Consider the following 25,541-nt stretch of genomic DNA (forward strand, 5'->3'; position numbering starts at 1 on the left):
CTCCCGGCGCGTTCGGTCAGGCGGTGGCGCGCTTTTTGAGTTCCTTGGCCGCGGCGCCCGGGTCGGCGGCGTTGTAGATCGCGCCCCCGGCCACGGCGACGGTGGCTCCGGCGTCGCGGACGGCGCCGATGGTGTCGATCTTGATGCCGCCCGCGATGGAGAACGGCACACCCGCCTCACGCCCGTCCTCCAACAGCGTGTCGATCGTGTAACCCGGCCGGGCCTGCTCGTCCAGCCCGGCGTGGATCTCCACAAAGGACACACCCAGCTTCGAGACTTCCCGGATCCGTGCGACCCGGCCCTCGACCACGGTGATCATGTCCGCCACCACCTGCTTGCCGTACTTGCGTCCCGCCGCCACCGCACCACGCACGGTGTCGTCATCGGCCGCACCCATCACGGTGACCAGATCCGCGCCCGCCTCGAACGCCAGCGCCGCTTCCAGCTCACCGGCATCGGCGGTCTTCAAGTCCACGAACACCAGCTTGTCCGGATGCGCCGCCTTGATCGCGCTCACCGCACCGATCCCCGCCGCCTTCACCAACGGCGTCCCCAACTCCAAAATATCCACATGCTCGGCCACCTGATTCGCCAACGTCAACGCCGCCGGCAGATCCAGCACATCCAACGCCACCTGCAACCGCACAACCCACTCCTCACAACCAGCCAACAAATTGACCCCCACAACAATCCCCACCTGCCCCACCACCAGCAACACCCCACGACATGCAAAAACACAATCCCCCAATGCGCACAACAAATACCCACGTTTGCCGGACACGCGCGGCCCGGCCCTGGTCAGGAGGGCTCGGCGGCCGGCTTCGACCCGGGGCCTCGGCCCGTGTGGTGCGGCCGAGTACCGAACATCGGCAGGTCAAGGGCCAATTCCGGCAGGGGTTCCCGGTACTGGCTGTGCGGCACTCCGCTCGTGGAGGCGCGGCGGCCGTTCGTCAGTGATTCGGTGCCGGTCGTTCGCGATTGGTTGCCAGGGCAGGCGCCGGCGAAGAAGCTGGGAAAAGAACAAGCCGGGTTCAGGGCGACGTTAGCAGAAGGCCGCCCTGGCCGAACCCTCGACGGGCAACGGTGCCTGATTTTGTCCGGCCGTTGCCGAGGTCGAATGTGAGGGAGGACGCCATGAGGTGGGAAACGCGTTATTCCGTGCTGCTCGAGGCGTGCTCCGACGCCGGCCCATGCCGGTATTGACGGATTGATTTCGGACGGTGTTCATACATTGCCTCGGAGCCGCGGCCGGTGGCGGTTATCCGCAGTGGAATTGCGCTTGCGCCGGCTGCCGCAAGGCCCGGGCCAAGCCTGAAGCCGCGACGGCACACGCCGGGATCGCGATCTCCGGAGACGGCGAGCAGTGGTTCCTGCTCAACGCGACCCCGGACGTCCACCACCAGATCGCGGCGGATCCCGCGTTGCACCCCGGCCCGGAGATCAGGAAGACGCCGGTCGCCGGTGTTCTGCTGACGGACGCGGAGTTCGACCACACGATCGGCCTGCTGATGCTGCGCGAGGAGTCGTCGCTGACGGTGTACGGCACATACCCCGTGCTGGAAGCGCTGACCCTGTGGTTCCCGGTCCGCGAACTGCTCAGCGACTACGCGAACCTCACCTGGTCCCAGGTCGACGTCGGCAAGCCGCTGGATCTGGACGACCGGCTGCGCGTGACCCCCTTCCTGACCGGGTCCAAGGCGCCGCGCTACGTCGGGGAGTCCCAGCTTCGCGGCCCGTCGTCGGAGTGGGAGGTGGGCTACCGCCTGGAGGACAAGCAAACCGGCGGGATCGCGGTGTACGCGCCGACGTTGCCCAAGTGGGACGACAAGTTCGCCGCCCAGGTGAGGTCGGCCGACTGCGTTTTCGTGGACGGCACGTTCTGGACGGACGACGAGATGTCCAGCCAGGGCGCGGGAAGCCGGACCGGCCGCTCCATGGGCCACATGCCCGTCAGCGGTGACGACGGCTCGGCCCGCGCGCTGGCCGCACTGCCCGCGAAGCGAAAGATCTACACGCACATCAACAACACCAACCCGATTCTCGACGAAGAGTCCCCGGAACGGCGCTGGGTCACGGACTTGGGCATCGAGATCGGCCGAGCCGGCTTGGAGGTGGAAGTATGAACCCGTGGTCTGCCGAGGAGTTCGAGGCGCACCTGCGGTCCATCGGAGAAAAGCGGTACCACCATCTGCACCCGTTCAACGAGCGGATGCACTCGGGCACGCTGACCGAGGAAGAGTTCCGGGGCTGGGTGCGCAATCGCTTCTACTACCAGATGAACCTGCCGAAGAAGGACGCGTTCATCCTGACCAAGCTTCCCGGCCGGGAGGACCGGCGCCAGTGGATCCAGCGCATCATCGACCACGACGGGCGCACGGGAGACGAGGGCGGTCTCGAGAAGTGGATCCGGCTCGGCGCGGCCGTCGGCCTGAGCCGCGAAGCGTTGTTCGACACCGACACGGTGCTGCCCGGGGTGCGGTTCGCCGTTGACGCCTATGTGGACTTCTGCCGCCAGAAGCCGTGGCTGGAGGCCGTGGCGTCGGCGCTGACCGAACTGTTCGCGCCGGATCTGCTCAGCCGGCGGATCACCGACGTCGAGCACCACTACCCGTGGATCGCCTCGGAAGGCCTGGAGTACTTCCGGGCGCGGCTCACCCAGCAGCCGAAGGACATCGCGCACCTGCTCGACCTGGTGCTCACCCACGCGAAGTCGCGGGAACAGCAGGACGCGTGCGCCCGAGCCCTGGAGTTCAAGTGTGACGTCCTCTGGAGCCTGCTGGATGCCGTGGAGCTCGCGTACAGCAAGAGTTCGTGATGGACGAATCCGACTTGACGGCCATTCCGAAGCTGGCGACCAAAGCGATGCTCAAGCACGACAACGTCCGTGACGTGGAACTGCTCCTGTTGCCGGAGCGGGTCGTGCTGCTGAACAAGTCCGGGGCGGCGATCCTCGGGCTGTGCGACGGCAGCCGGACCGTGCGGCAGCTGGTCGACCAGCTCGAACAGGATTTCGAGGCCGCCGATCTCGCGAACGACGTGATGACGTTCCTCCAGGATGCGCGCGGACGAGGTTGGGTGGTGGTCTCGTGAACGGCACACCGCAGCCGTACGGCCTGCTGGCCGAGGTGACGCACCAGTGTCCGTTGCACTGTGTGTACTGCTCGAACCCGTTGGAGCTGCTCGACCGGCAGGACGAGCTGGCGACCGAGGACTGGCTGCGGGTGATCCGCGAGGCCAACGACCTCGGGGTGGTGCAGGTGCACTTCTCGGGCGGCGAGCCCCTCGTCCGCGGCGACCTGGAGACGCTGGTCGCCGAGTGCCGGCGCCTCGGCCTGTACACGAACCTGATCACCAGCGGCCTCGGGCTCACCGAAAGCCGGGCGAAGTCGCTCGTCGAAGCCGGCCTCAACAGCGCGCAGCTGAGCATCCAGGGCGACGCCGCCGAGTCGACGAACCTGGTCGCGGCGAGCAAACGCTTCGACAAGAAGGAAGCCGCCGCACGCATCATCCGTGACGCGGGCCTGCCGTTGAACATGAATGTGGTCCTGCACCGGATGAACCTGTCCCGGCTCGACGCGATCATCGACGTCTGCGTGTCGTGGGGCGCCGAGCGGCTGGAACTCGCGAACTCCCAGTACTACGGCTGGGCCCTGCGCAACCGCGATCTGCTGATGCCGACCAAGGCCCAGCTCGACGACGCGGTCGGCGTCTACGAACGCCGGAAGGCCGAGCTCGGCGAGAGCATGGAGCTCCTCTGGATTCTCCCGGACTACTACGAGCCCTACCCGAAGCCGTGCATGGGCGGCTGGGCGCAGAACGCGCTGACCGTCGCGCCCGACGGCACCGTTTACCCGTGCCCGGTGGCCGCGGAGATCACGACGATGACCTTCGCCTCGGTTCGCGACCACGACCTCGCGTGGATCTGGGCGAAGTCCGACGCGTTCCAGGCCTACCGCGGCACGGAGTGGATGCCCGATCCGTGCCAGAGCTGTCCGCGCAAGGAACTCGACTTCGGCGGCTGCCGGTGCCAGGCGTTCGCGTTGACCGGTGACGCGGGGCGCACCGATCCCGTGTGCATGCACTCGCCCGATCACCACCTGGTGCAGGACGCGCTCGTTCGCGCCAACCAGGAGACGGTCCCGGCCGGGAGCCTGGTGTACCGCCGCCCGACGGTGTCGGCGCGCCGGCCCTGACGGATGCCGGTCGACGGCGGGGCCGCGTCAAGCGACAAGCTGACGGAGGCCGAGGCGGCAGCGCGTTCGGCCGAGGTCTCCGACGTCCACTACGCGGTGGCGCTCGACCTGACTGTCGGCGCGTGGAAGTTCGCAACGAGCACGGTGGTCCGCTTCCACGCGCGGTCCGGGGACGCGTTCGTCTTCCTCGACTTCGCGGGGCAAGTCGAGTCGGTCGAGTGCAACGGCCGTGAGCTGGAGCCGGGCGCGCACGAAGGGTCGCGCGTCCGGCTGGCCGTGCGGCCCGGCGCGAACACGGTGCGCGTGACTGGGTTCGCCGAGTATTCGCGAACCGGTGAGGGGCTGCACCGGTTCCAGGACCCGCTCGACGGCCGGGTCTACGTGCACACCAAGTTCGAACCCTTCGCGGCGCACCGGGTGTACGCGTGCTTCGACCAGCCCGACCTGAAGGCCACAGTGGACCTGACCGTCACGGCCGAGGCCGGCTGGGTCGTGGTCGCCAACACCGATCCCGAGGAGCCACCGACGGCCGGCGAGCGCTCGACGTGGCGGTTCGGCCGCACGCCACCGCTGCCGCCGTACCTGGTGGCGTTCGCCGCCGGCCCGTTCCGCCGGCTGCGGTCCAGCCACGGGGAAGTGCCGCTGGCGCTGTACGCGCGTGGCTCGCTCTTCGCGGACCTCACCCGCGACGCACCCGAGCTCTTCGCCGTGATCGGACGTGGGCTCGACTTCTTCCGCCGGTTGTTCGACCTGCCGTACCCGTTCGCCAAGTACGACCACGTCTTCGCGCCCGAGTACGCGTTCGGCGGCATGGAACACCCGGGCTGCGTGACGCTCAACGAGCGGTTCGTGTTCCAGCACCGCGTCACGGCGGAAGCTCGGCGACAACGGGCCGAGGTCCTGCTGCACGAGATGGCGCACATGTGGTTCGGCGACTACGTGACGATGCGCTGGTGGGACGACCTCTGGCTGAACGAGGCCTTCGCGACGATGATGGCCGTTGTCGCGCAGGCCGAAGCGACGCCGTACGGGGAAGGCTGGACCGCCTTCACCCACCACGCCCTGCCGGCGGCCCGGCACGCCGACCGGCTGCCCACCCGCCACCCGATCCGGGTGGAAACCGCCGACACCGACGCCGCGCGGTCGAACCTCGGCCCGATCGTCTACCTGCGGGGCGCGGCGGTGCTCCACGACCTCGCTTCGCGCGTGGGCTGGGAAACGTTCGTCGCCGGCGTGCGGACCTTCCTGCGGACGCACGCGTGGAGCAACGCGGGCCTTGACGACTTCGTGGCCGCGCTGCGGAAGGTGTCCGACGAGGACGTGGACCGGTGGGTCGACGAATGGCTGCTGCGGAGTGGAGTCGACACGGTCGAGGTCGTTCGCGGCCGTGTGGCGCAGGTTCCCGATCCGGAGGCACGGCACTTGACGGTGCGCGTCGCCGCGTTCGAAGAACACCAGGGCGAGCTGGTGCTGCGGCACCGGGAGCTCGTGTCGCTGGGTCCTCGCGGGGGCGGCCGTGACTTCGCCGGAGAACTGATCGTGCCCAACGACGACGCGGTGAGCCACGTGAAAGTCAGGCTGGACCCGCAGTCCCGGCGGGCCGCCTTGCGTTGTCTGTCCACACTGGACGATCGGCGGACGCGGGCCGTCGTGTGGGGTGCGCTGTGGGACGACGTGCTCGATGCGCGCCTGCCCGCCCGCACCTATGCCGCGGCCGTGCTCACCCACGGCGTCCTGGAGAGCGATATCGGTGTCCTGGAAGCACTTGTGGAGCGTGCGGTGCGGGCGGTCGAGCTCTACGGGGACCCGGCCGACCGGGGCCGGCTGCTCGAAGCCGTGGCACGCCGGGTGCGTGCGCAGGTGGCCACCGCGGCGTTCGGCAGTGACCGCCGGCTGGTTTTCGCCCGAGCTCTCGTCGACGTCAGCCCGGATCACGGTCTGCTGGGCGACCTCGTGCGCGGCCGGTCGCCGTGGCCGGACCTGGAAGTGGATCGGGACCTGCGGTGGCGCGCGGTGGCCCGGCTGGCCTCGATCGGGGGCGACGTCGACGGAGTGTTGCGCGTCGCGCGGGAGGCCGATCCGGGGGACAACGGCCGCAGGAACGCCTTGACGGCGGAAGCCGCACGGCCCACCCGGGCCGCCAAAGAAGAAGCTTGGACGCGGGTGTTCGGCGAGGGTTTCTCGCTCGCGGAACGGAAAGCCGTCATGGCGGGGCTCCGGCAACCGGGGCAGGAGGACTTGCTCACCCCGTACGCGGACCGCTACCTGCGGGCGCTGGAGAACCGCGCCGACGAGCCTGGGTTCGCGGTGGCGTTCGCCCGGGGGCTCTTCCCGCGGTTCACGACCAGGGAGGACGTCGTGCTGGCGCGCACGGATCTCCTGCTCGAGAGCGGGCGGCTGCCCGAGAACGTGCGCAAGGTCGTCCGGGAGGAGCGGGCCGAGCTGGCCCTCATGCGGGCCGCGCGGGCGTGTGACGCGGCGCGCTGAGCCCGGCAACAAGGTGGATGGCGCAAGGTCCCGGTGCTCTGTGCAGGCCGGAACCTTGCGCCAGTAGGAGTCCCGCCCGCGGACTCGGCCGAACACCGCGACGGCGAGAAAGGGAACAAAACTGTTACGGTTCTCCCGGGAGAAATCAGCTGCGGCCCGGAATCCAGAACTTCGTCGCCGAACTATGGTCGCCGCGACGAAATTGCGGCAAGCCAGGGCGAACGAATGGCGGTGAATCCAGGACGAACGGTGCCGGTGCTGCCACGAAGGGGAACTCGAGTCCCTTGACGGCCGGCTGTCCGCCGTGTTGAGATTGCCGAACGGGTGCAGTTCACGGTCTCTTCGCCGCCACCCGATTGAGCCGAACGCCCGTATGTGGCGTGGTGCACACCGTTCATGTTCGCGCGGCGCGCGTTCGTGTCGAACAGATTGACCACGCAATCCGAGGCCGGGCACGCTCGTTGCACACCGGGAGCCGCCGGTGTAGCCGACAACTGCATTTCGGTCGAGCGAAAGGTGGAATCGTGGTTCTTCCGTCAAAGATGCCTCAGCTCGCCGACCTCGATCTCCTGCTGTCCGTGGAAAGTCACGGCAGTGTGGGAAAGGCCGCGCAGGCGCACAGTCTTTCCCAGTCCGCCGCCAGTATCCGGATCAGCGCGATGGAACGCCGTCTAGGTCTTCGGCTGCTGGAGCGTTCTCCTACCGGTTCGAAGCTCACCGAAGAAGGAGAAATGCTGGCGAAGTACGCCCGCAACGTGATGAGTGCCGCGCGGGAGTTGCTGGAGTTCGGATCCGGGGCTCCGGCCGCGGAGGCGAAGCGGCTGCGGGTCGCGGCCAGCCCGGGCGTTTCCGAGCATTTGATCCCCGAGTGGCTGAACCGCTCCGGGTTCTCGTTCGGCGAGGCCCGGGTGGAGGTGCAGACCGGCAGCATCGACGAGCTGCGCCGGCTGATCCGGGCGAGCCACGTCGACCTCGCGTTCATCGATGGCTGGTGCCAGGCCGGAAGTCACGTGCAGAAGCAGTTCGGCGACGACATGGTCACCCGGTACATCTGCGACGACCGGCTGGCCGTGGTGGTCGGCGCGAAGCACCCGTGGGCCAGGAGGACCCGGCCGTTGACCGTGCGGGAGCTGGCGGCCGCGCCACTCGTCCTGCGCGAGCGCGGCTCGGGGCTGCGGGAGTTCACGGACGAGCTGCTGGTGACCGCGCGCGCCCCGCGCAGTTACGTCGAACTTCCCTCCAGCGCCGCGATCAAGCAGGCGGTCGCGACGAGCCAGCGGGTGACCGTGCTGAACATTTCCACCGTGCGGTCCGAACTCGCGGACGGCCGGCTGCACCTGGTGGCAGTTGACCAGGAAATGCCGGCGAAACCGATCTACGCGGCGTGGAGTGAGCGCCGGGAGCTCCCGGAGTACGCGCGGGAACTGGTGGAGATCGCGGCTTCGAAAGGAAGCCCGATGCCGGTATTCGTGCCTGGGCAGAAAGTCAACGGCAGCGGGCTCGCGGTCGCGAAAACCACCACGAAAACGTAATACGACGGTCACCGTCGGTCGATTCGCAGGAGGAGCAAGGTAGATGTCAGCACTGAACAAAATCGCGCGCACGCTCGTCTCCAACCGGCGCGGTATTCTCGCTGCCGACGAAAGCATCGGGACGATGTCTTCCCGCCTGGAGAAGGTGGGGGTCGAGCCGTCGGAGGAAAGCCGCCGGGTCTACCGCGAACTGATCGTGACGACTCCCCGCCTCGCGGAATCGATCAGCGGCGTCATTCTCGCGGACGAGACGTTCCATCAGAAAGTGACCAACGGGCGCACGTTCCCGGAGTTCCTCGACGATCTGGGGATCCTCGCCGGGATCAAGGTCGACACCGGAGCGAAGCCGCTGGCCGGCGCGTCGGACGAGAAGATCACCGAAGGGCTCGACGGGCTGCGCGAACGCGTCGCGGACTACGTGCGAGGCGGCGCGACCTTCGCCAAGTGGCGCGCCGTGATCACGATCGGCGACAACGTGCCGTCGGAGCGCGCGGTGCACGCGAACGTGCACGCGTTGGCGCGGTACGCGGGCCTGTGCCAGGAAGGCGGCCTGGTGCCGATCGTGGAACCCGAGGTGCTGATGGACGGTTCCCACTCGCTGGCGCGGTGCCGGCAGGTGACGACGTCCGTTCTGGAGGTGCTGTTCGAGGAGCTCGACCTGATGCGGGTGCAGCTCGACGGCATCGTCCTCAAGCCCAACATGGTCGTCGCCGGGTCCGGCAGCGGAGAGCAGCCCTCGGTCGCCGACGTCGCGAAGGCCACAGTGGACACTCTGCGCGCGACGGTGCCGGCGTCCGTGCCGGGCATCGCCTTCCTCTCCGGTGGGCAAAGCCCGGAGCTGGCGACCGAACACCTCGGGGCGATGCAGAAGCTCGACCCGTTGCCGTGGGAGCTCACTTACTCGTTCGGCCGGGCGCTGGTCGGGCCGGCTCTGGAGACGTGGCGGGGCGACGAGAGCAAACGGGCCGCGGCCCAGCAGGTGCTCTCGGACCGGGCCGTCGCGAACGCCGCTGCCCGCTGAGCGCTCGAGCCGGGGCGCCGCCCGCGGTGCCGGCGGTCGGCGCCTTCCTGAAGAGGGCGACCGGATCGATGAGGTGGTCTGCCGGTCCGGTCGCCCTCGGTTCCGTGTTCACGACAGCCACCTTCACCGACCAGTCCGAGGGGATTGAGGTTCATGGAAACCATGGAATGGGGCACCGGCGTCGACGGACTCGATCACGCCCTTGCGCTCGAACTCGTGCAGGTCACCGAAGCCGCCGCGCTCGCGGCCGCGAGGTGGGTCGGGCACGGTGACGAGATCAGCGGCAAGGCCGCCGCCGTCGAGGCGATGCACAACGTGATCGGGTCGGTGCCGATGCGCGGCGTCGTGGTGCTCGGCGAGGACGGGAAGCGACTGGTCAAGGGGGATGTGGTCGGCTCCGGAGCCGGGCCGGCCTGCGACGTCGCGATCAACGCGGGTGACGGAGCGCTTTCCGTGGCCAGGGACGTGCCGAACGCGCTCGCGGCGGTCGCGGTGGCCGAGCGTGGAGCGTTGTACGACCCGCCGCCGGATGTGGCCATGGAGAAGCTGGTCGTAGGTCCCGAGTGCGCCGGCGTCGTCGAGCTCGACCGCCCGGTGGGCGAGAACCTGCGCGCGGTCGCGTCGGCCAAGGGCGGCCGGGTCTCGGACGTCGTCGTCGCCGTGCTCAACCGGCCCTGGCACCGGGAACTCGTGCACGAAATCCGCGACGCTGGTGCGCGCGTGCACTTGATCGAGGGCGGCGAGATCGCAGGTGCGATGGCGGTGGCCCGCCCCGAGAGCCCGGTGGACGTCTTGCTGGGCACCGGGGGCGCGGCGGAGGGGGTCATCGCCGCAGCTGCCCTGTCCTGCCTCGGCGGGTCGGTGCAGGCGCGGTTGCGGTCGGACGGCTCCGGCACCCGCCACGACGTTCTCCACACCGGCGACCTGGTCCGCGGCGAGCGCATTCTGTTCTGCGCCACCGGGGTGACCGGCAGCGAGGTGCTGCGCGGGGTGCAGCAGCACGCCGGCCGGACCACGACACAGTCCATTGTGCTGTGTTCGCGGCCGGAAACGGCGCGGATCGTCAAAACCCAGCACCGATCCGCATGACCGGGCACGAGCCCCTCATCACGGGTTACCGCGGCCTGATCTGCGATCTCGACGGCGTGGTCTACCGCGGCGCCGACGCCGTCCCCCGCGCGGTGGAGACCTTGAACCGGGTGACATCGGACGGCGTCCCGGTCGTCTTCGCCACCAACAACGCGTCGCGCCCTCCCGAAGACGTGGGCAACCACCTGCGCGGTCTGGGGATCGCCCCGCGCGGCTGGTCGGTCGTCAACAGTTCGCAGGCGGCCGCGGCCCACCTGGCGCGGCAGCTGGCTCCGGGGACGCGGGTGTGCGCGGTGGGCGGGCCGGGCGTCGCCCAGGCACTCGCCGAAGCCGGCCTGACGCCGGTCCGCGTCGCGGATCTGAGCGGCGGACCCGTCGAGGCCGTGGTGCAGGGGCTGGGATCCGACGTCACCTGGACCGAGCTCGCGGAGGTGGGCCACCTCGTCGGCACCGGAGTCACCTGGGTGGCCACGAACGTCGACCTCACGTTGCCCACGCCGTACGGAGAGGCGCCCGGCAACGGCGCGCTGGTCGCGTTGGTGCAGACGGCGGTCGACGCCGCGCCCCACGTCGTCGGCAAGCCGCAGGCCGCCCTGTTCGACCTGTCCCGCGCCCGGCTCGGTACCGATCGGCCGGACACCCTGGTGTGCGGGGACCGGCTGGAGACCGACATCGAGGGCGCCAACGCGGCCGGCCTCGACTCGCTTTTCGTCCTGACCGGGATATCCCGGCTCCGGGACCTGGCGTTCGCCGAGCGAGCCGCGCGTCCGACGTATGTGGCCGCCGATCTGAGCGGACTGCACGAACCCGCCCTGGCGTTGTCCGCCGACTCGGGCGAGCAGGTCGTCGACCTCGGGCCCGACGCCGTCCCCCGAATGCCGAACGGCGGCGACGACGGCCAGGCCTTGCGGTCAGTCGTCACCACGGCGTGGGCTGCTCGCGACGCCGGTCGTGCGCTCTCCGACGACGAAGGCCGGTGGGGCGAGATCGAACGGCAGCTCGGGCTCCTCTGAGGTCACTGTCCGGGCAACGCGGGCGGTTCGCCCGTGCGCTCGTAGTCGGCCAGCAGGTCGATCCGGCGCTGGTGGCGGCCGCCCTCGAACTCGGTGCCGAGGAACGCGTCCGCGATGCGCTCGGCCTCCTCGACGGTGTGCATCCGGGCGCCGATGCCGGCCAGCTGCGCGTTGTTGTGCTGCCGGGCCAGCTTCGCCGTGTCGACGTTCCAGGTCAGCGCGGCCCGGGCGCCGGGCACCTTATTCGCGGCGATCTGTTCCCCGTTCCCGGAACCGCCGATGACGAGGCCGAGACTGCCTTCGTCGGCGACCACGCGCCGCGCCGCCTCGACGCAGAACGGGTGGGTAGTCGTCATTCGCGTCGTAGGTCGCGGGGCCGACGTCGATCACCTCGTGGCCGAGTTCCGTGAGCCTTTTGACGAAGTGGTTCTTGAGTTCGAGTCCGGCGTGATCGGAGCCAAGATAAATTCGCACGGGAACAGTCTAATTCCGGATTTGTGAATCGGTCCTTCGTTATTTGCCGGACGGGCATGAGGATATTCGATGGGACAGTTGACGTCCCCGCTCGCGGACTCGTAGTCTGGTTCTGGAGTGTGCCCGGACCACGGGGCTCGACATGCTCCGCTCGTGGCCAGGTTCTCGCAGGTCGACGGCGTGTCCGGGTGGTTGGGACGGCTGTCGCGCGGGGTGCCGTCGGTGAGCGTGGCCCCTCCACTCGTCGGCCTCGGGGCGCCGTTCGGCACCGGTTCCCGACCACTGGTTCAAGGTCGGTTGCGACAACTGCGTTAAATCGATGATGCTCTTTCATGACCGCGAAATTTCGTGACGTTGTCCGCGAAATTGCGCGGATCACGAATGTCCGGTTTTGGCTCAGTCGCCGGGCGCAGCCAACAGCTGAGGAGGAAAACATGCAGTGGGAAACTCCGGAGTACACGGTCGTCGAGGTGTGCGCTGAGGCCACCGGCTACTTCTACCGGGGCTGACAGCCGGGCTCCACGGCCCGTGCCGCTTGATTTCTCGTAGCCGCGGCAGCCGGCCGAAGTCCGCGGCCGGGCTATGTCTGTGTCGCCGCAAGGCCCCGGAGCGAGTGAACCGTTCGCACCGGGGCCTTGTGTCGCACGCTGAAAACAGTGCCTGCCGAGAATCGACTCTTGTGCGCAGTCTCCCTCCCCGGTGAACCCTGGTTGATCTGTTGAGGTGGTTCGGGTGTCTCTTGAATTCCTTCCGTTGATAGCGCTTGCCTTCGGCCTCAGTCTCGACAACTTCCGCTCGTCGATCGCCATCGGCACCATTCCCTTCGGCTGGCGTCGTGCCGTGCAGGTCGCCCTCGTCTTCGGGGTGTGGGACGCCGTGAGTCCGCTGCTGGGCGGCTTGATCGGCCACTTCCTGGGCGACTTCCTCGGCGACTGGGCGGACTACGTCGGGGCGGCCGCGCTCGGCTTGTACGGCGTCTACTTCATCGTCGGAGCGATCCGGCACCCGGAGCCGGCGGAGGAAGACCTGGACCACCCGTGGGTGACGCTCTTCGGGATGCCGCTTTCGCTGAGCATCGACAACTTCGTCGCGGGTGCGGGCCTGGGGATCGCGGGGTTCTCCCTCATCGTCCCCATGGTGGCCTTCGGCGCCATGACGGTGATCATGTCGCTGGCCGGGCTCTTCGTCGGGCGGATGGCCGCCAAGGTCATCCGGATCCGCGCCGACCTGGTCTGCGGTATCTCGCTGCTCGGCGCCGCGATCCTGCTCCCGCTGGTGTTCGACTGATCGGCGCGGCCGGGGAGGACCTCCATGCCCGAGAATCCCGACACCCACGTCTACCGCACCTACGACCGGGTCCTGGAAGAGTCACAGCCGGCCCGGCGGCGCAACCACCCCACGGCGAGCGGCAACCCCAACGACTGGTGGCCGCACCGGCTCGACTTGAAGACCTTGCACCGCAACCAGCCCGCGGACAACCCGCTGGACGCGGATTTCGACTACGCGGCGCAGTTCGCGACGGTGGACCTCGACGAGCTGGCGCGTGACGTCGACGAGGTGCTCACGACCTCGCAGGACTGGTGGCCCGCCGACTTCGGGCACTACGGCCCCCTCGTGCTGCGCATGGCCTGGCACGCCGCGGGGACCTACCGGGTCAGCGACGGCCGAGGCGGTGCGAGCGCCGGGATGCAACGGTTCGCCCCGTTGAACAGCTGGCCGGACAACCGCAACCTGGACAAGGCTCGCCGGTTGTTGTGGCCGGTCAAGAAGAAGTACGGGCGCAGGATCTCCTGGGCGGACCTGATGGTTTTCGCCGGCAACCGGGCACTGGAGTCGATGGGCTTCAAGACCTTCGGGTTCGGCGGCGGGCGGGCCGAGGTGTGGGAGCCCGACGAGACGTACTGGGGGCCGGAACGCAAGTGGCTGGCGGACGACCGGCACAGCGGCCGCCGTGACCTCGACGAACCGCTGGCGGCCAGCGACATGGGGCTGATCTACGTCGATCCCCAAGGCCCCGCCACCAACCCCGACCCGGTGCTCGCGGCCCGCGACATCCGGCAGACGTTCCGGCGGATGGGCCTGAACGACGAGGAGACGGTCGCGCTGATCGCCGGCGGCCACACGTTCGGCAAGACCCACGGGCTGGTGGACCCGGCCGTGCGCCTCGGTCCCGACCCCGAAGCCGCGCCGCTCACCGCGCAAGGCCTGGGCTGGGCCAACGAGCACGGCACCGGCAAGGGCCCCGACACCACGAGCAGCGGACTGGAGGGGATGTGGACGCGCACGCCCGTGACGTGGGACCACACCTTCTTCGAGACGCTGTTCGAGTACAAGTGGGACGTCGAGCTCAGCCCGGCCGGGCTGTGGCAGTGGATCCCGGCCGACGGCCAGGGTGAGGGCACCGTGCCGGACCCGTACGACCCGGACGAGAAGCACCACCCGGTCATGCTGACCACGGACCTGTCCCTGCAGGAGGACTCGGCCTACGAGTCGATCTCCCGACGGTTCCTGGAGCATCCGGACGAGTTCGAGGACGCGTTCGCGCGGGCCTGGTTCAAGCTGACGCACCTCGACATGGGCCCGATCGAGCGTTACCTGGGGCCGCTCGTCCCGGCCGAACGGCTGATCTGGCAGGACCCGGTCCCGGAGCCGGACCACGAGCTCGTGGACGCGGCCGACGTCGCGGCTCTCAAGCGCGAGGTCCTCGATTCGGGTCTGACGGTCGCGCAGCTCGTCGCCACGGCGTGGGCCTCGGCGTCGACGTACCGCGACAGCGACAAACGCGGTGGTGCGAACGGGGCGCGGCTGCGGCTCGAGCCGCAGCGCGGCTGGGCGGTCAACGAACCGGAGCAGCTGGCCGTCGTCCTGCCCGTGCTGGAGGCGATCCAGGAGCGGTTCAACGCCGCGCAGCCGTCGGGCAAACGGATTTCGCTGGCCGACTTGATCGTGCTCGGCGGGTGCGCCGCGGTGGAACACGCCGCCGCGGCCGCCGGCCACGTCGTCGACGTCCCGTTCCGCCCCGGGCGCACCGACGCCACGCAGGACTGGACCGACGTCGAGTGGTTCGACGCGTTGCGGCCCCTGGCCGACGGCTTCCGCAACTACCTCGGCGACGGATTCTGGATGTCGCCGGAGCACCTGCTGGTGGACCGGGCGAACCTGCTGACCTTGACCGCACCCGAGATGACCGTGCTGGTCGGCGGACTGCGCGTGCTGGGCGCCAACCACCGCCGGTCGCCGCTGGGCGCGTTCACCTCGGCGCCCGGGACGTTGACGAACGACTTCTTCGTCAATCTGCTGGACCTGGGCACGCAGTGGGCGCCGAGGCGGAACGCCGACGTCTGGACGGTCGTCTACGAAGGCCGCGACCGGGGCACCGGCGAGCTGAAGTGGATCGCGAGCCGGGTCGACCTCATCTTCGGGTCGAACTCCGAGCTGAGGGCGCTCTCGGAGGTCTACGCCGCCGAGGACGCCGGCGCGAAGTTCGTGCGCGACTTCGTGTCCGCGTGGGTCAAGGTCATGGAGCTCGACCGGTTCGACCTGCGCTGACCGGCCGACCCCGCTCGCTCAGCCGCGGAACTTGTGCACGTCGCACGCGCAGTACATGAGCCGGCAGGTGAAGCACGCGGGCCGGTCGACGCACGCGATGCACGGCCCGCAGTGCACCGGCTCGGTGTGCCGCGCGAGATCGCCGGACTCGTAGGACTCCCCGCAGTTGAAGCACGGCAGACGCTCGATTTCCGCGTCGTGGGTGGGTGTCGACGACTGGCTCATCGGATCGCCTTTCGTTGTGTTCCCAAAGACCGAGGGATTTTCCCGGCAACGCAAAGGAACCCGTCCGGTGATCGAGGAGCCTCGATCACCGGACGGGTGTCAGGGGGACCGTCGGGAAGTCACCCCGGGTTGCGCTTTCCGATCACAGGGAGAACGTGATCAGCGCGGCACCGTGACCCTGGCCGGACATGCCGGGGACGATGCCTTCGAGCCAGCCACCCCAGCCGACCGGGACCGAGATGTACTGCTTGCCATCAAGGGACCACGTCGACGGGCTGCTGTGGTGACCACTGCCGCACTGGAAGCTCCAGAGCTTCTCGCCGGTCTCGGCGTGCAGCGCCATGAACTCGCCCGCCGGCGTGCCGGCGAACACCAGGTTGCCCGCGGTGCTCAGGGTCGAGGCGGCCATCGGGAAGGGCAGCCGGTAGCGCCACTTCTCCTCACCGTGGGAGTCGAACGCGCTGACCGACCCGGCCATGTTGTCGACGTCGACCTCGACGGCGGCACCCCAGTAGGGCATGCCTTCCTTGAACTCGCGACGACGCCGGGTGGCCGTGGCGCCCACGTCGGCGACCGGAACGTAGAACAGGTCGTGCTCCGGGTTGTAGGAGGCGTGCGTCCACTCCTTGGCACCGGCGGGGCCGGGGTAGAAGTGGCAGGGCTCGCCTTCCTTGTCCGGGTACTTGCGCGGGGTCACCTTGCCGTCGCGGGTGATCACGCCCCAGTCGATGCGGTCGACGAACGGCGTCACGTGCTGCAGCTCGCCGTTGGTGCGGTCCAGGACGAACATGTACCCGTTCTTGTCGAAGTGGGCCAGCAGCTTCTTGCCGTCCCGCTCGAACAGGGTCATCTCCATCGTGGAGTCGTAGTCCCACAGGTCGTGCGGCGTGAACTGGTAGTGCCACTTGATCTCGCCCGTGTCGACGTCCAGCGCGACCACGCTGTCGGTGTAGAGGTTGTCCCCTTCACGGACCTCGCCGTCGAAGTCGGGAGCCGGGTTGCCGGTGCCCGCGTAGTACAGGTTCAGCTCCGGGTCGAACGTTCCGGTGACCCAGTGGTTCGCGCCACCGCGCTGCCAGGCCTCGCCGTCGGCGGGCCAGGTCTCGGAGCCGGGCTCACCCGGCTTCGGCACGGTGTAGGTGCGCCAGCGCCGCTCGCCGGTCTCGAGGTCCCAGCAGTCGATGTGCCCGCGGACGCCGTACTCGCCACCGGCGGAACCGGTGATGAGGGTGTCCTTGACGACCAGCGGAGCGATGGAAGCGCTCTCTCCGGCGCGCACGTCACCGATGGTCTTCTGCCAGACCTTCTGCCCGTTGGTGGCGTCGAGCGCCACCAGCTGGGCGTTCTGGGTCACCATGTACACCTTGCCGTTGGCCACCGCGCAGCCGCGGTTGACGTTGGCACAGCACAGGGTCACGTCGATCGGGATCGCGTGCTTGTAGCGCCACAGCTGCTCGCCGGTCCGGGCGTCGAGCGCCCAGAGCCAGCCGTCCCAGCCGGTGACGAACATGACGCCGTCGATCATCAGCGGGCTGGCCTCGAAGGCGTAGGTCGACGTGGAGGCGATCATGCCCGTCGCGCTCGCCTGGTGGATCCAGGCGACCTTGAGGTTCTTGACGGTGTCGACGTTGATCTGGTCGAGCAGGCTGTGCCGCTTGCCGTCGTAGGCGCCGTAGTACGTGATCCAGTTCTGGGATTCGTTGCGCGCGTCGAGGATGCGCTCGTAGTTGACGCCGCGCGTCACGTCCGGCGCGCTGTGCGGCAGGTTGGAGAGCTTGTTGTGGTTGAACGCCTTGCCGGCGTCGATGTATTCGAGGGTCATGGTGAGTCCTGCCTTTCTACGGCCGCGGCTGGGCGGGTCGGTCGAGCTTGGCTTCCGGCGGCACTTCGCCGGACACGACGATGGCGCCCTGCAGGCCTCGACCCTCGTCGTTGCCGGCCGGCGAGCCGTACCAGTAGCAGCCGGGACCGTCCAGCTCGAGCGTCGCGGAACCCTTCGAGTGGTTCAGCAGACCGATGAACTGCCGGTCGCCGTTGCTGGGCAGCAGACAGGCGTGGGTGTTCTTGTCGTCGTTGATGATCGTGAGCTCGAGGATGCCGCCGTGCGGCATGATCAGCACCCCCGGTTCCCACGCCATCGCGTCCTCCGGGATCCGGATGGTCCCCTCCATCGTCCCGTCCGGACGCTCGGTCGCCTTGGCGATCGAGCCGGTCCCGAGTACGGCACCGATGGTTGCCTTGTTCTGTCCGCTGAGCTCGGCCAGGAGATCTTCACGATCCTGAGTAGCCGTCATCGGACGTCACCTCCTCGTCAGCAAAAATGAAACTTCTGACAGATTTCGCGGGAGTGCGCACGCGAAAGCGCCGGCTCGTCGACGGCGAAATCGCATACTTTCCCAGTGCCGCGCCACCATTGGGCTCAGCGCGGCGGTTACCGGTGTAGATCGGGCTCCGTATTCCACTGCCCGGATCGTTTTTCTTACCCTGTAACGAGTTTGGACTCTACTCCCGGGCAAGCCGTTCCGATATGCGTCACCACAGATCGGCCGGACGCCGCCGTTCTCCCGGTGGGAGGTACCGTTCGTTCACCGGGAGAACTCCCGTTCTGCGGAAAGGGAAACCACGCCGGGCCACGACGGGGGCCATCAGATCTCCAGCGCCCGGCGCACCGCGGGGGTGTTCCGCCGGGAAACCGGCACCATCGTTTTCGCCTGGTCGTCCATGACGAGGACCAGCTCGCCCTTGTACCGGCGCTCGACTTCCCTGATGCGGCTGAGGTTCACCACGTACTGGCGGTGCACGCGCAGGAAACCGGAATCGCCCAGCTCGGTCTCGAGCTTGTCGAGGCCCGGCAAGGCGGATCGCAAGCGGCCCTGGTCGGTGGACAGCCACACGTCGCTGCCGTCCGATTGTGCGAACGAGACCTCGGGGAGCCGCAGCAGGACCATGCGGTTCTCGCGCGTCGCGACCATTCGGTGCGGCTGCGGCCGAAGCGGGCTGTCGCCTCCGGACCGGGGGAGCGGATCACCTTCGGACACGCCGAACGAGACCAGGGTGCCGACCAGGTGCCCGGACAGGAACACCGGCCGGATGCTGATCGAGGTCGGTTCGTTGGAGAGCCGGGTGAAGATCTGCGTCGAACCGGTCCAGTCGCGGTTGCGGGTCGCCTGCTTGGCGGCGTACCGGGTGGCCCGGATGAACTCCGGCAGCTCCGGCTTCCACCGCACCGCGGGATCGGGCGCCGGCGTGGAGCCGGGGATGCCGAGGAGCACACCTGCCGTGTCGTCGGCGAGCACCACCCGGCCGGCGGGATCGACGGCCGCGAGCGGCGCGATCGAGCGGGATCGGGCGTGGTTGAAGGCGGCCATCAGTTCGGCACCGTCGTCCTGGGCGCGCTGGCGCAGGATGCGCTGCGTCATCGTGGCGGCCTTGCCGAGCCACGCACCCGTCGCCGCGGGGGGCTCGCTGCGCCAGCACGAGATGTTGAGGACGGCGACCGGTTCCCTGGTCACGACGTCGCGGACCGCGACACCCGCGCAGGTCCAGTCGTGGAAAGCCTGGCACCAGTGCTCCGCACCGCGGATCAGCACGGGGGTGTAGGACATCAGCGCGGTGCCCATGCCGTTCGTGCCGGTGGCACCTTCCGCCCAGCAGAACCACGGCGCCAGGTTGGCGTCGGCGGCGACGTTGCGCGTGGCCTGGTCGCCCCACTGGGCCAGGACGCGGCCGGAGGCGTCGGTGATGGTCACGATGCCGCCGACGTTGCCGACCTCGCGGGCCAGCGAGGCGGCGCGGAAGCCGAGCTCCGCGATGACGACGTCGTGCTCCAGCGCGTGGTCGACTTCGGCGACGGCCACGGGGGCTTCGGTGAGGTACGGGTCGACCCGGTACTGGTCCCGGCACCGCTGCCAGGAAATCGCTATCTCGGGCCGCACCCCGCGCAGGTCGTCCTCGCCCCGCACGAACCGCTCCCACGCTCCGTGCACCGTGGAGTCACCGCAGCTGCGAGAGGTCGGGTCGAGCCGGCGTACCTGTGTCATCTGAGACCGCCTTTGGTCTGGTACCACCCCGGACGGCACCCCCGCGCTGGGGTGCCGCTGACCGCTCGGGTGCTGCCCGACGTATCGGGTCGCACCGCGTCGCTTCGCCGCCGACGCAAACTAAACTCTTCGCCGATTCGAGGGCAAGCAGCTTGTGCTGACTGTGGGCGATTGACGCACGAACGGTCGCGCGGCGGCGATTATCGGTGGCCATCCGCCCATCAACGGTCACCGGGTTTCGGCGCCGATGATCGCTGTTCCGTATTCTGCACAAGATCATTTTCGACAGGGCCGACTTCCGGGACGCGGCGCTTTGTCTTGTGGCTTTCCACAAACACCCTCGGCGAGCGGACCGGCGGCACGGTTTTCGCTGCTGACCAGGGAAAACCAAGGCATCCGGCCAGGTCGGATCGATCAATTGACGTTGTACCACAAGGTGTTTCAGGCCGGTAGGAGCCGCCCGCTTTGCCAGTTGTACAGCCGGATTGCACCGTTGATCCGGCGTGGTCGAGCTGGTCGTGTTATGTCTACAGCTATGTGGCTGAACGCTGCGAAGCTGTCTTGAAATGCTTGCGGCATCGCGTTAGTTTGTAACTTCCGTCACTGCCCGGGTGGTCCCGCTGGGGCCCCGGCGTGCCTGGCGACAAGGAGGTCGCGATGACCGGGAGAGTGCCGCCGCTGGCGATCGCGCCGAGCCGGCCGAGCGGACGTGCCGACGTGTCGGATGGTGCCCTGGTGACCACCTCGTCGGCGCGAGAAGTCGCTCGCGCTTGGGAAAGTTTTGCCGCAGGTGAAGACATCGAGACGGGGGTCCGGCCCGAGATCCTCGCTTCGTGGTACAGGTGCCGCGATCGGTACGAGGTGGATCGGCGGCTGGACGTCGCGCCGGGGGCACGGGGCGACGACGCCCCGAGGATCGACAACGGCGTGATCTTCACGGCGCTCGGCGGTCTCGGTGCGCTGGCCGGTCAGGAAGTGGAACGGGACGGCGCCGTCGTCACCGTCACGGACGGGGACGGGCGGGTCCTGGGGGCCTGGGGTGATCCCTCCGCGCTGCGGCGGGCCGAGCTGCACAACCTCGCTCCGTGGTCGTCGTGGTCGGAGGAGTGCACCGGCACGAACGGGATGGGAACCTCGTTCGAGGTGTCCGGCCCGGTGACGGTGACCGGGCCGGAGCACTGGTGCGAAGCCTTCCACCAGTGGGCCTGCGCGGGGATTTCGATCCGCGACGTGGTGACCGGAGTGCCGGTCGCGTCGATCAACATCTCGCGGTGGAACGCGTCGCTGTCCAAGCTCGTGCCGGCGTGGCTGACGACTGCCGTCACGTGCGTCGAACAGGAGATCTACCGGCGTGCCGTCTACGAGGCGGACAAGGTGATCGCGGAGTTCAACCGGAAGTGCGCCCAGGCCAGCGGTCCCTTCATGGCGATGGACCGGGGCGGAAACGTGATCACGGCGAACGAGGCCGCGGTCGCGTTGCTCGGGTTGGCCGGCGAAACCCCCATCGTCGCGGGCGCGATCGAGCCCGCACAACGCTGGATGCCTGATATTTCCGGGCTTCCCGAGGTGGTTCGCTGGGCCAAGGAGCGGGCGCAGGGAAGTACACAATGGAGCGGCTACGCGTATCTGCCGGTGAGCCCGGGGGAGGACGCGACGCCGGTGACCATGCGGCCCGTCGTCGACGCGAACCACGTGGTGGGCATGCTGTGCGTGTTCGGGGTGCAGGAAGGCGAGCCGTACGAGAGCACTTCGGCGTCGGACGTCGGGCCGCTGCCCCGGCGGGTGATCGGGATGCGCAACGACCGGCTGGTTCTGCTTGCCCCGTCGGAGATCCGCTACGCCGAGGCCGACCGGAACATCGTGTGGCTGGTCACGGAACGGGGGAGGATCCAAGCGGCGACCCGGGGCCTGGAAAACGTCGAGCGGTTGCTGACGCCCCACGGGTTCAGCCGGGTGCACCGGCGCTTCCTCGTGAACCTTCGCCGGGTGGCGGAGCTTGAGCGGGGCATCAAGGGCGAGCTGTTCCTGATCATGGATTCCCGCTCGCACGAGTTCGTTCCGGTTTCGCGGCGCCACGCGCCGGAGCTGAGGCGACTGCTGGGCGTCTGATCGAAACCGGCTCACGCCAAGGGAATCACCGCCGGGCGTGGGCGGAAACGGCCTCCGCCTGGCTGCGCAGCCCCGCCACGGCGCGGGCCGGATCGTCGGCGGCGTAGACGGCCGAGCCGGCGACGAAGCAGTCGACGCCGGCCTCGGCCGCCTGTTCGATCGTGTCGCGGTTGATGCCGCCGTCGATCTCCACGACCAGGTTCAGGTGGCCGGTGTCGACCATCCGGCGGGCCGTGCGCACCTTGGCGAGCACGTCGGCGATGAACTTCTGCCCGCCGAAACCGGGTTCCACCGACATCACCAACAGGGTGTCGTAGTGCTTGAGCACGTCGACGTAGGGCTCCAGCGGTGTGTTCGGCTTGATCGCCAACCCCGCCTTCGAACCCGCGGCGCGCAGGTCCTTCGCGAGCTTGACCGGGTCGTCGGCGGCCTCGACGTGCACGGTCACGTTGTAGGAACCCGCTTCCGCGTAACCGATCGCCCAGTGGTCCGGGTTCTCGATCATCAGGTGGCAGTCCAGCGGTAGGTCCGTGGTGGCCAGGAGCGACTGCACGACCGGCAGGCCCAGGGTCAGGTTCGGCACGAAGTGCGCGTCCATCACGTCCACGTGCAGCCAATCCGCGCCGTGGCCCGGTTTTCCTTGCACGGCAGCCACTTCGTCGGCGAGCCGGGCGAAGTCGGCGGAGAGGATGGACGGCGCGATCAAGGGCTGGTTCGACACGTCGCCAAGCGTAAGCAGCCGGGGCCGGTGGATGGGTATTTGTTGTGCGCATTGGGGGATTGGGTTTTTGCATGTGGTGAGGTGTTGCCGGTTTTCGGGTGGGTGGGGAACTGTTGTGGCAGTTGTTTACCGGTCTTTCGCTCGGCGGGTGTTCCGTCGCTGGTTGTGAGGAGTGGGTTGTGCGGTTGCAGGTGGCGTTGGATGTGCTGGATCTGCCGGCGGCGTTGACGTTGGCGAATCAGGTGGCCGAGCATGTGGATATTTTGGAGTTGGGGACGCCGTTGGTGAAGGCGGCGGGGATCGGTGCGGTGAGCGCGATCAAGGCGGCGCATCCGGACAAGCTGGTGTTCGTGGACTTGAAGACCGCGGATGCCGGTGAGCTGGAAGCGGCGCTGGCGTTCGAGGCGGGCGCGGACCTGGTCACCGTGATGGGTGCGGCCGATGACGACACCGTGCGTGGTGCGGTGGCTGCGGGACGCAAGTACGGCAAGCAGGTGGTGGCGGACATGATCACCGTGGTCGAGGGCCGGGTCGCACGGATCCGGGAAGTCTCCAAGCTGGGTGTGTCCTTTGTGGAGATCCACGCCGGCCTGGACGAGCAGGCCCGCCCGGGTTACACGATCGACACGCTGCTGGAGGACGGGCGTGAGGCGGGTGTGCCGTTCTCCATCGCGGGCGGCATCAAGATCGACACCATCGGCGCCGTCCGCGACGCCGGAGCCACCGTCGCCGTGGCCGGGGGCGCGATCTACAACGCCGCCGACCCGGGCGCCGCGGCCAAGGAACTCAAAAAGCGCGCCACCGCCTGACCGAACCCATTCGCTGTGTGCCGGGCCCTGGCTCGGCACACAGCGGAAATGACCCGAAATCACATTTTTGGCGCCGGAATGTGCCGAGTGAGAATTATCAGGAGTGCGCGTCCATGGCAGCAAACGGATCGATCTCCCGTTCCCGTGCGATCGAATCAGCCGAAGAGCTCGTTCGGTTGACCACCAAGCGACTCCCGGAAGACTGGACCGAGCTGGACCGGCGCGCGGTCGACACCGCCCGCGTGCTGGCGGCGGACGCGGTCGAGCACTGCGGGAGCGGGCACCCCGGCACGGCCATGAGTCTCGCGCCCGTCGCCTACGCGTTGTTCCAGCGGGTCATGCGGCACGACCCGGCCGACGCGCAGTGGCTCGGCCGCGACCGGTTCGTGCTGTCGGCCGGGCATTCGAGCCTCACCCTGTACGTCCAGCTGTTCCTCTCGGGCTACGGCCTGGAGCTCGACGACCTGAAGGCCTTGCGCAAGTGGGGTTCGCTGACCCCGGGGCACCCCGAGTACGGGCACACCAAGGGCGTGGAGACCACCACCGGCCCGCTGGGCCAGGGCCTGGCCAACGCGGTCGGGATGGCCATGGCCGCCCGCCGCGAGCGTGGCCTGTTCGACCCGGACGCCGAGCCGGGCAAGAGCCCGTTCGACCACCAGGTCTACGTGATCGCCTCCGACGGCGACATCGAGGAGGGCGTCACCTCGGAGGCGTCGTCGCTGGCCGGCACGCAGCAGCTCGGCAATCTCACGGTGATCTACGACAGCAACGAGATCTCCATCGAGGACGACACCCGCATCGCGTTGTCCGAGGACACCGCCAAGCGCTACGAGTCCTACGGCTGGCACGTCCTCACGGTCCACGGCGGGGAGGACGTGGCGGGGTTCCTCGCCGCGATCGAGCAGGCCAAGGCCGAGACCGCCCGCCCGACCCTGATCGTGCTGCGCACCGTGATCGGGTACCCGGCCCCGACCAAGATGAACACCGGCAAGGCGCACGGTGCCGCGCTGGGCGCCGACGAGCTCGCCGCGGTCAAGCGCGCCGTGGGCCTGGACCCGAAGCAGAGCTTCCAGGTCGACGACGAGGTGCTGCGCCACACCCGTGAAGTGGCCGAGCGCGGGCGGGCCGACCGCGAGAAGTGGCAGCTCGAGTTCGACGCCTGGGCGAAGAGCAACCCCGAGCGCAAGGCGCTGCTCGACCGCATCGGCAGGCGCGCGTTGCCGGCCGGCTGGGCCGACGATCTGCCCACCTGGCAGCCCGACGCCAAGGGCATCGCCACCCGCAAGGCGTCGGCCGCGGTGCTGGCCAAGATCGGCGCCGTGCTGCCGGAGCTCTGGGGCGGGTCGGCCGACCTGGCCGAGAGCAACAACACCACGATCAAGGGCGCGGATTCCTTCGGCCCGGTCGAGATCTCGACCAACGCCTGGCAGGCCAACCCCTACGGCCGCACGCTGCACTTCGGCATCCGTGAGCACGCGATGGGTTCGATCCTCAACGGCATCGCGCTGCACGGCGGAACCCGCCCGTACGGCGGCACCTTCCTCATCTTCAGCGACTACATGCGCCCGGCGGTGCGCCTGGCCGCCCTGATGCGGCTGCCGGTCATCTACGTGTGGACGCACGACTCGATCGGCCTCGGTGAGGACGGTCCGACGCACCAACCGGTCGAGCAGCTGGCCTCCCTGCGTGCCATCCCCGGGATGTCGGTGGTCCGCCCGGCCGACGCGAATGAGACCGCGTACGCGTGGAAGGCGGTGCTGGAGGACACCGCCGGTCCGGCCGGGCTGGCGCTCAGCCGCCAGGACCTGCCGACGCTGGAGGGCACCTCCGCCCAGGGGGTGGCCCGCGGCGGCTACGTCCTCGCCGAGGCGTCTTCGGGGCGCCCCGAGGTGCTGCTCGTCGGCACTGGCTCCGAGGTCCAGCTGGCCGTCGCGGCCCGGGAGGTGCTCGAGGCCGAAGGGGTGCCCACGCGGGTTGTGTCGATGCCGTGCGTGGAGTGGTTCGACCGGCAGGACCGGTCGTACCGGGACAAGGTGCTGCCCCCGTCGGTGCGCGCGCGGGTGGTCGTCGAAGCGGGGACGGCGCAACCGTGGCACCGGTTCGCCGGCGACGCGGGAGAAATCGTGTCGCTGGAGCACTTCGGTGCTTCGGCCGACTTCAAGACCCTGTTCAGCCGGTTCGGCATCACCGCCGAGGCCGTGGCCGAAGCGGCCCGGCGGAGCGTGCGGGCCGCGCGGTCGTGAATTCGTTGTCCTACTTGAGTTGTGGAGGAAGATCCC

At 68.8% G+C, this 25,541-nt stretch carries 21 protein-coding genes and 1 pseudogene; 15 read left to right on the top strand and 7 right to left on the bottom strand.

Annotation, left to right across the window (positions count from 1 at the left end; translation table 11 throughout):
• Positions 1 to 16: 16 nt before the first annotated feature.
• Positions 17 to 718: a 3-hexulose-6-phosphate synthase gene (hxlA, locus tag AB0878_RS07130; RefSeq protein ID WP_366577347.1), complete on the bottom strand. Its 702-nt coding sequence runs from the start codon at positions 716 to 718 to the stop codon at positions 17 to 19.
• 502 nt (positions 719 to 1,220) lie between these two features.
• On the opposite strand from hxlA (AB0878_RS07130), the gene pqqB reads away from it, so the two are divergent.
• The 9 genes from pqqB (at position 1,221) to AB0878_RS07175 (ending at position 11,335) form a co-directional block, all read left to right on the top strand.
• Positions 1,221 to 2,123, top strand: coding sequence for a pyrroloquinoline quinone biosynthesis protein PqqB (gene pqqB, locus AB0878_RS07135; protein WP_366577349.1), 903 nt, complete (start codon positions 1,221 to 1,223; stop codon positions 2,121 to 2,123).
• Complete coding sequence (pqqC, locus tag AB0878_RS07140) at positions 2,120 to 2,815, top strand: pyrroloquinoline-quinone synthase PqqC (protein ID WP_366577351.1); 696 nt, start codon at positions 2,120 to 2,122, stop codon at positions 2,813 to 2,815. Before pqqB ends, pqqC begins: the two co-directional genes overlap by 4 nt.
• On the top strand, positions 2,815 to 3,090 hold the full coding sequence (gene pqqD / locus AB0878_RS07145; protein WP_366577353.1) for a pyrroloquinoline quinone biosynthesis peptide chaperone PqqD: 276 nt from the start codon (positions 2,815 to 2,817) through the stop codon (positions 3,088 to 3,090). Before pqqC ends, pqqD begins: the two co-directional genes overlap by 1 nt.
• Positions 3,087 to 4,193, top strand: coding sequence for a pyrroloquinoline quinone biosynthesis protein PqqE (gene pqqE, locus AB0878_RS07150; RefSeq protein WP_366577354.1), 1,107 nt, complete (start codon positions 3,087 to 3,089; stop codon positions 4,191 to 4,193). Before pqqD ends, pqqE begins: the two co-directional genes overlap by 4 nt.
• A 3-nt stretch (positions 4,194 to 4,196) precedes the next feature.
• Positions 4,197 to 6,680 (top strand): aminopeptidase N, encoded by a 2,484-nt coding sequence (gene pepN / locus AB0878_RS07155; protein WP_366577356.1) that lies wholly within the window; start codon positions 4,197 to 4,199, stop codon positions 6,678 to 6,680.
• A gap of 380 nt (positions 6,681 to 7,060) precedes the next feature.
• Positions 7,061 to 8,212 (top strand): LysR family transcriptional regulator, encoded by a 1,152-nt coding sequence (locus AB0878_RS07160; protein WP_366577358.1) that lies wholly within the window; start codon positions 7,061 to 7,063, stop codon positions 8,210 to 8,212.
• A gap of 43 nt (positions 8,213 to 8,255) precedes the next feature.
• A complete protein-coding gene (locus AB0878_RS07165) occupies positions 8,256 to 9,233 on the top strand; it encodes a class I fructose-bisphosphate aldolase (RefSeq protein WP_366577360.1) in 978 nt (325 codons plus the stop codon).
• Positions 9,234 to 9,386: 153 nt separating this feature from the next.
• The gene (locus tag AB0878_RS07170; protein ID WP_366577361.1) at positions 9,387 to 10,322 is read left to right on the top strand and encodes a fructose-bisphosphatase class II; all 936 of its coding nucleotides are present in this window, start codon (positions 9,387 to 9,389) and stop codon (positions 10,320 to 10,322) included.
• Positions 10,319 to 11,335, top strand: a complete 1,017-nt coding sequence (locus AB0878_RS07175; RefSeq protein WP_366577363.1) for an HAD-IIA family hydrolase — start codon at positions 10,319 to 10,321, stop codon at positions 11,333 to 11,335. The genes AB0878_RS07170 and AB0878_RS07175 overlap by 4 nt, the downstream gene beginning before the upstream one ends.
• 2 nt (positions 11,336 to 11,337) lie before the next feature.
• On the opposite strand, the pseudogene AB0878_RS07180 reads toward AB0878_RS07175, so the two are convergent.
• Positions 11,338 to 11,809: pseudogene (locus tag AB0878_RS07180) on the bottom strand (ribose-5-phosphate isomerase).
• A gap of 332 nt (positions 11,810 to 12,141) precedes the next feature.
• On the opposite strand from AB0878_RS07180, the gene AB0878_RS07185 reads away from it, so the two are divergent.
• The 3 genes from AB0878_RS07185 (at position 12,142) to katG (ending at position 15,358) form a co-directional block, all read left to right on the top strand.
• Positions 12,142 to 12,318 carry a hypothetical protein gene (locus AB0878_RS07185; RefSeq protein ID WP_360608428.1) on the top strand — a complete coding sequence of 59 codons (177 nt, stop codon included), beginning with the start codon at positions 12,142 to 12,144 and terminating at the stop codon, positions 12,316 to 12,318.
• Positions 12,319 to 12,541: 223 nt separating this feature from the next.
• Complete coding sequence (locus AB0878_RS07190) at positions 12,542 to 13,096, top strand: manganese efflux pump (RefSeq protein ID WP_366577365.1); 555 nt, start codon at positions 12,542 to 12,544, stop codon at positions 13,094 to 13,096.
• Between the two features lie 24 nt (positions 13,097 to 13,120).
• Complete coding sequence (katG, locus tag AB0878_RS07195; protein WP_366577367.1) at positions 13,121 to 15,358, top strand: catalase/peroxidase HPI; 2,238 nt, start codon at positions 13,121 to 13,123, stop codon at positions 15,356 to 15,358.
• A gap of 18 nt (positions 15,359 to 15,376) precedes the next feature.
• On the opposite strand, the gene AB0878_RS07200 is transcribed toward katG, so the two are convergent.
• The 4 genes from AB0878_RS07200 to AB0878_RS07215 form a co-directional block, all read right to left on the bottom strand.
• Positions 15,377 to 15,583, bottom strand: coding sequence for a recombination activating protein 1 (locus AB0878_RS07200; protein ID WP_366577369.1), 207 nt, complete (start codon positions 15,581 to 15,583; stop codon positions 15,377 to 15,379).
• Between the two features lie 142 nt (positions 15,584 to 15,725).
• Positions 15,726 to 17,405, bottom strand: a complete 1,680-nt coding sequence (locus AB0878_RS07205) for a PQQ-dependent dehydrogenase, methanol/ethanol family (RefSeq protein ID WP_366577371.1) — start codon at positions 17,403 to 17,405, stop codon at positions 15,726 to 15,728.
• A 16-nt stretch (positions 17,406 to 17,421) separates the two neighbouring features.
• On the bottom strand, positions 17,422 to 17,877 hold the full coding sequence (locus AB0878_RS07210) for an MSMEG_3727 family PQQ-associated protein (protein ID WP_366577373.1): 456 nt from the start codon (positions 17,875 to 17,877) through the stop codon (positions 17,422 to 17,424).
• A gap of 351 nt (positions 17,878 to 18,228) precedes the next feature.
• Positions 18,229 to 19,623 (bottom strand): LytTR family transcriptional regulator DNA-binding domain-containing protein, encoded by a 1,395-nt coding sequence (locus AB0878_RS07215; RefSeq protein WP_366577375.1) that lies wholly within the window; start codon positions 19,621 to 19,623, stop codon positions 18,229 to 18,231.
• Between the two features lie 657 nt (positions 19,624 to 20,280).
• Here AB0878_RS07215 and AB0878_RS07220 point away from each other — a divergent pair.
• Positions 20,281 to 21,732, top strand: coding sequence for a LytTR family transcriptional regulator DNA-binding domain-containing protein (locus AB0878_RS07220; protein ID WP_366577377.1), 1,452 nt, complete (start codon positions 20,281 to 20,283; stop codon positions 21,730 to 21,732).
• Between the two features lie 25 nt (positions 21,733 to 21,757).
• Here AB0878_RS07220 and rpe read toward each other — a convergent pair whose 3' ends face one another.
• Positions 21,758 to 22,453, bottom strand: a complete 696-nt coding sequence (rpe, locus tag AB0878_RS07225; protein ID WP_366577378.1) for a ribulose-phosphate 3-epimerase — start codon at positions 22,451 to 22,453, stop codon at positions 21,758 to 21,760.
• 179 nt (positions 22,454 to 22,632) lie between these two features.
• On the opposite strand from rpe, the gene hxlA (AB0878_RS07230) reads away from it, so the two are divergent.
• Entirely contained in the window at positions 22,633 to 23,262 is a 630-nt protein-coding gene (gene hxlA, locus AB0878_RS07230; RefSeq protein ID WP_366577379.1) for a 3-hexulose-6-phosphate synthase, read from the top strand.
• 113 nt (positions 23,263 to 23,375) lie between these two features.
• The gene (gene tkt / locus AB0878_RS07235; RefSeq protein WP_366577380.1) at positions 23,376 to 25,505 is read left to right on the top strand and encodes a transketolase; all 2,130 of its coding nucleotides are present in this window, start codon (positions 23,376 to 23,378) and stop codon (positions 25,503 to 25,505) included.
• The last annotated feature ends 36 nt before the right edge of the window (positions 25,506 to 25,541 follow it).

It is taken from the genome of Amycolatopsis sp. NPDC047767 (assembly GCF_040704195.1).
Taxonomy (GTDB): Bacteria; Actinomycetota; Actinomycetes; order Mycobacteriales; family Pseudonocardiaceae; genus Amycolatopsis.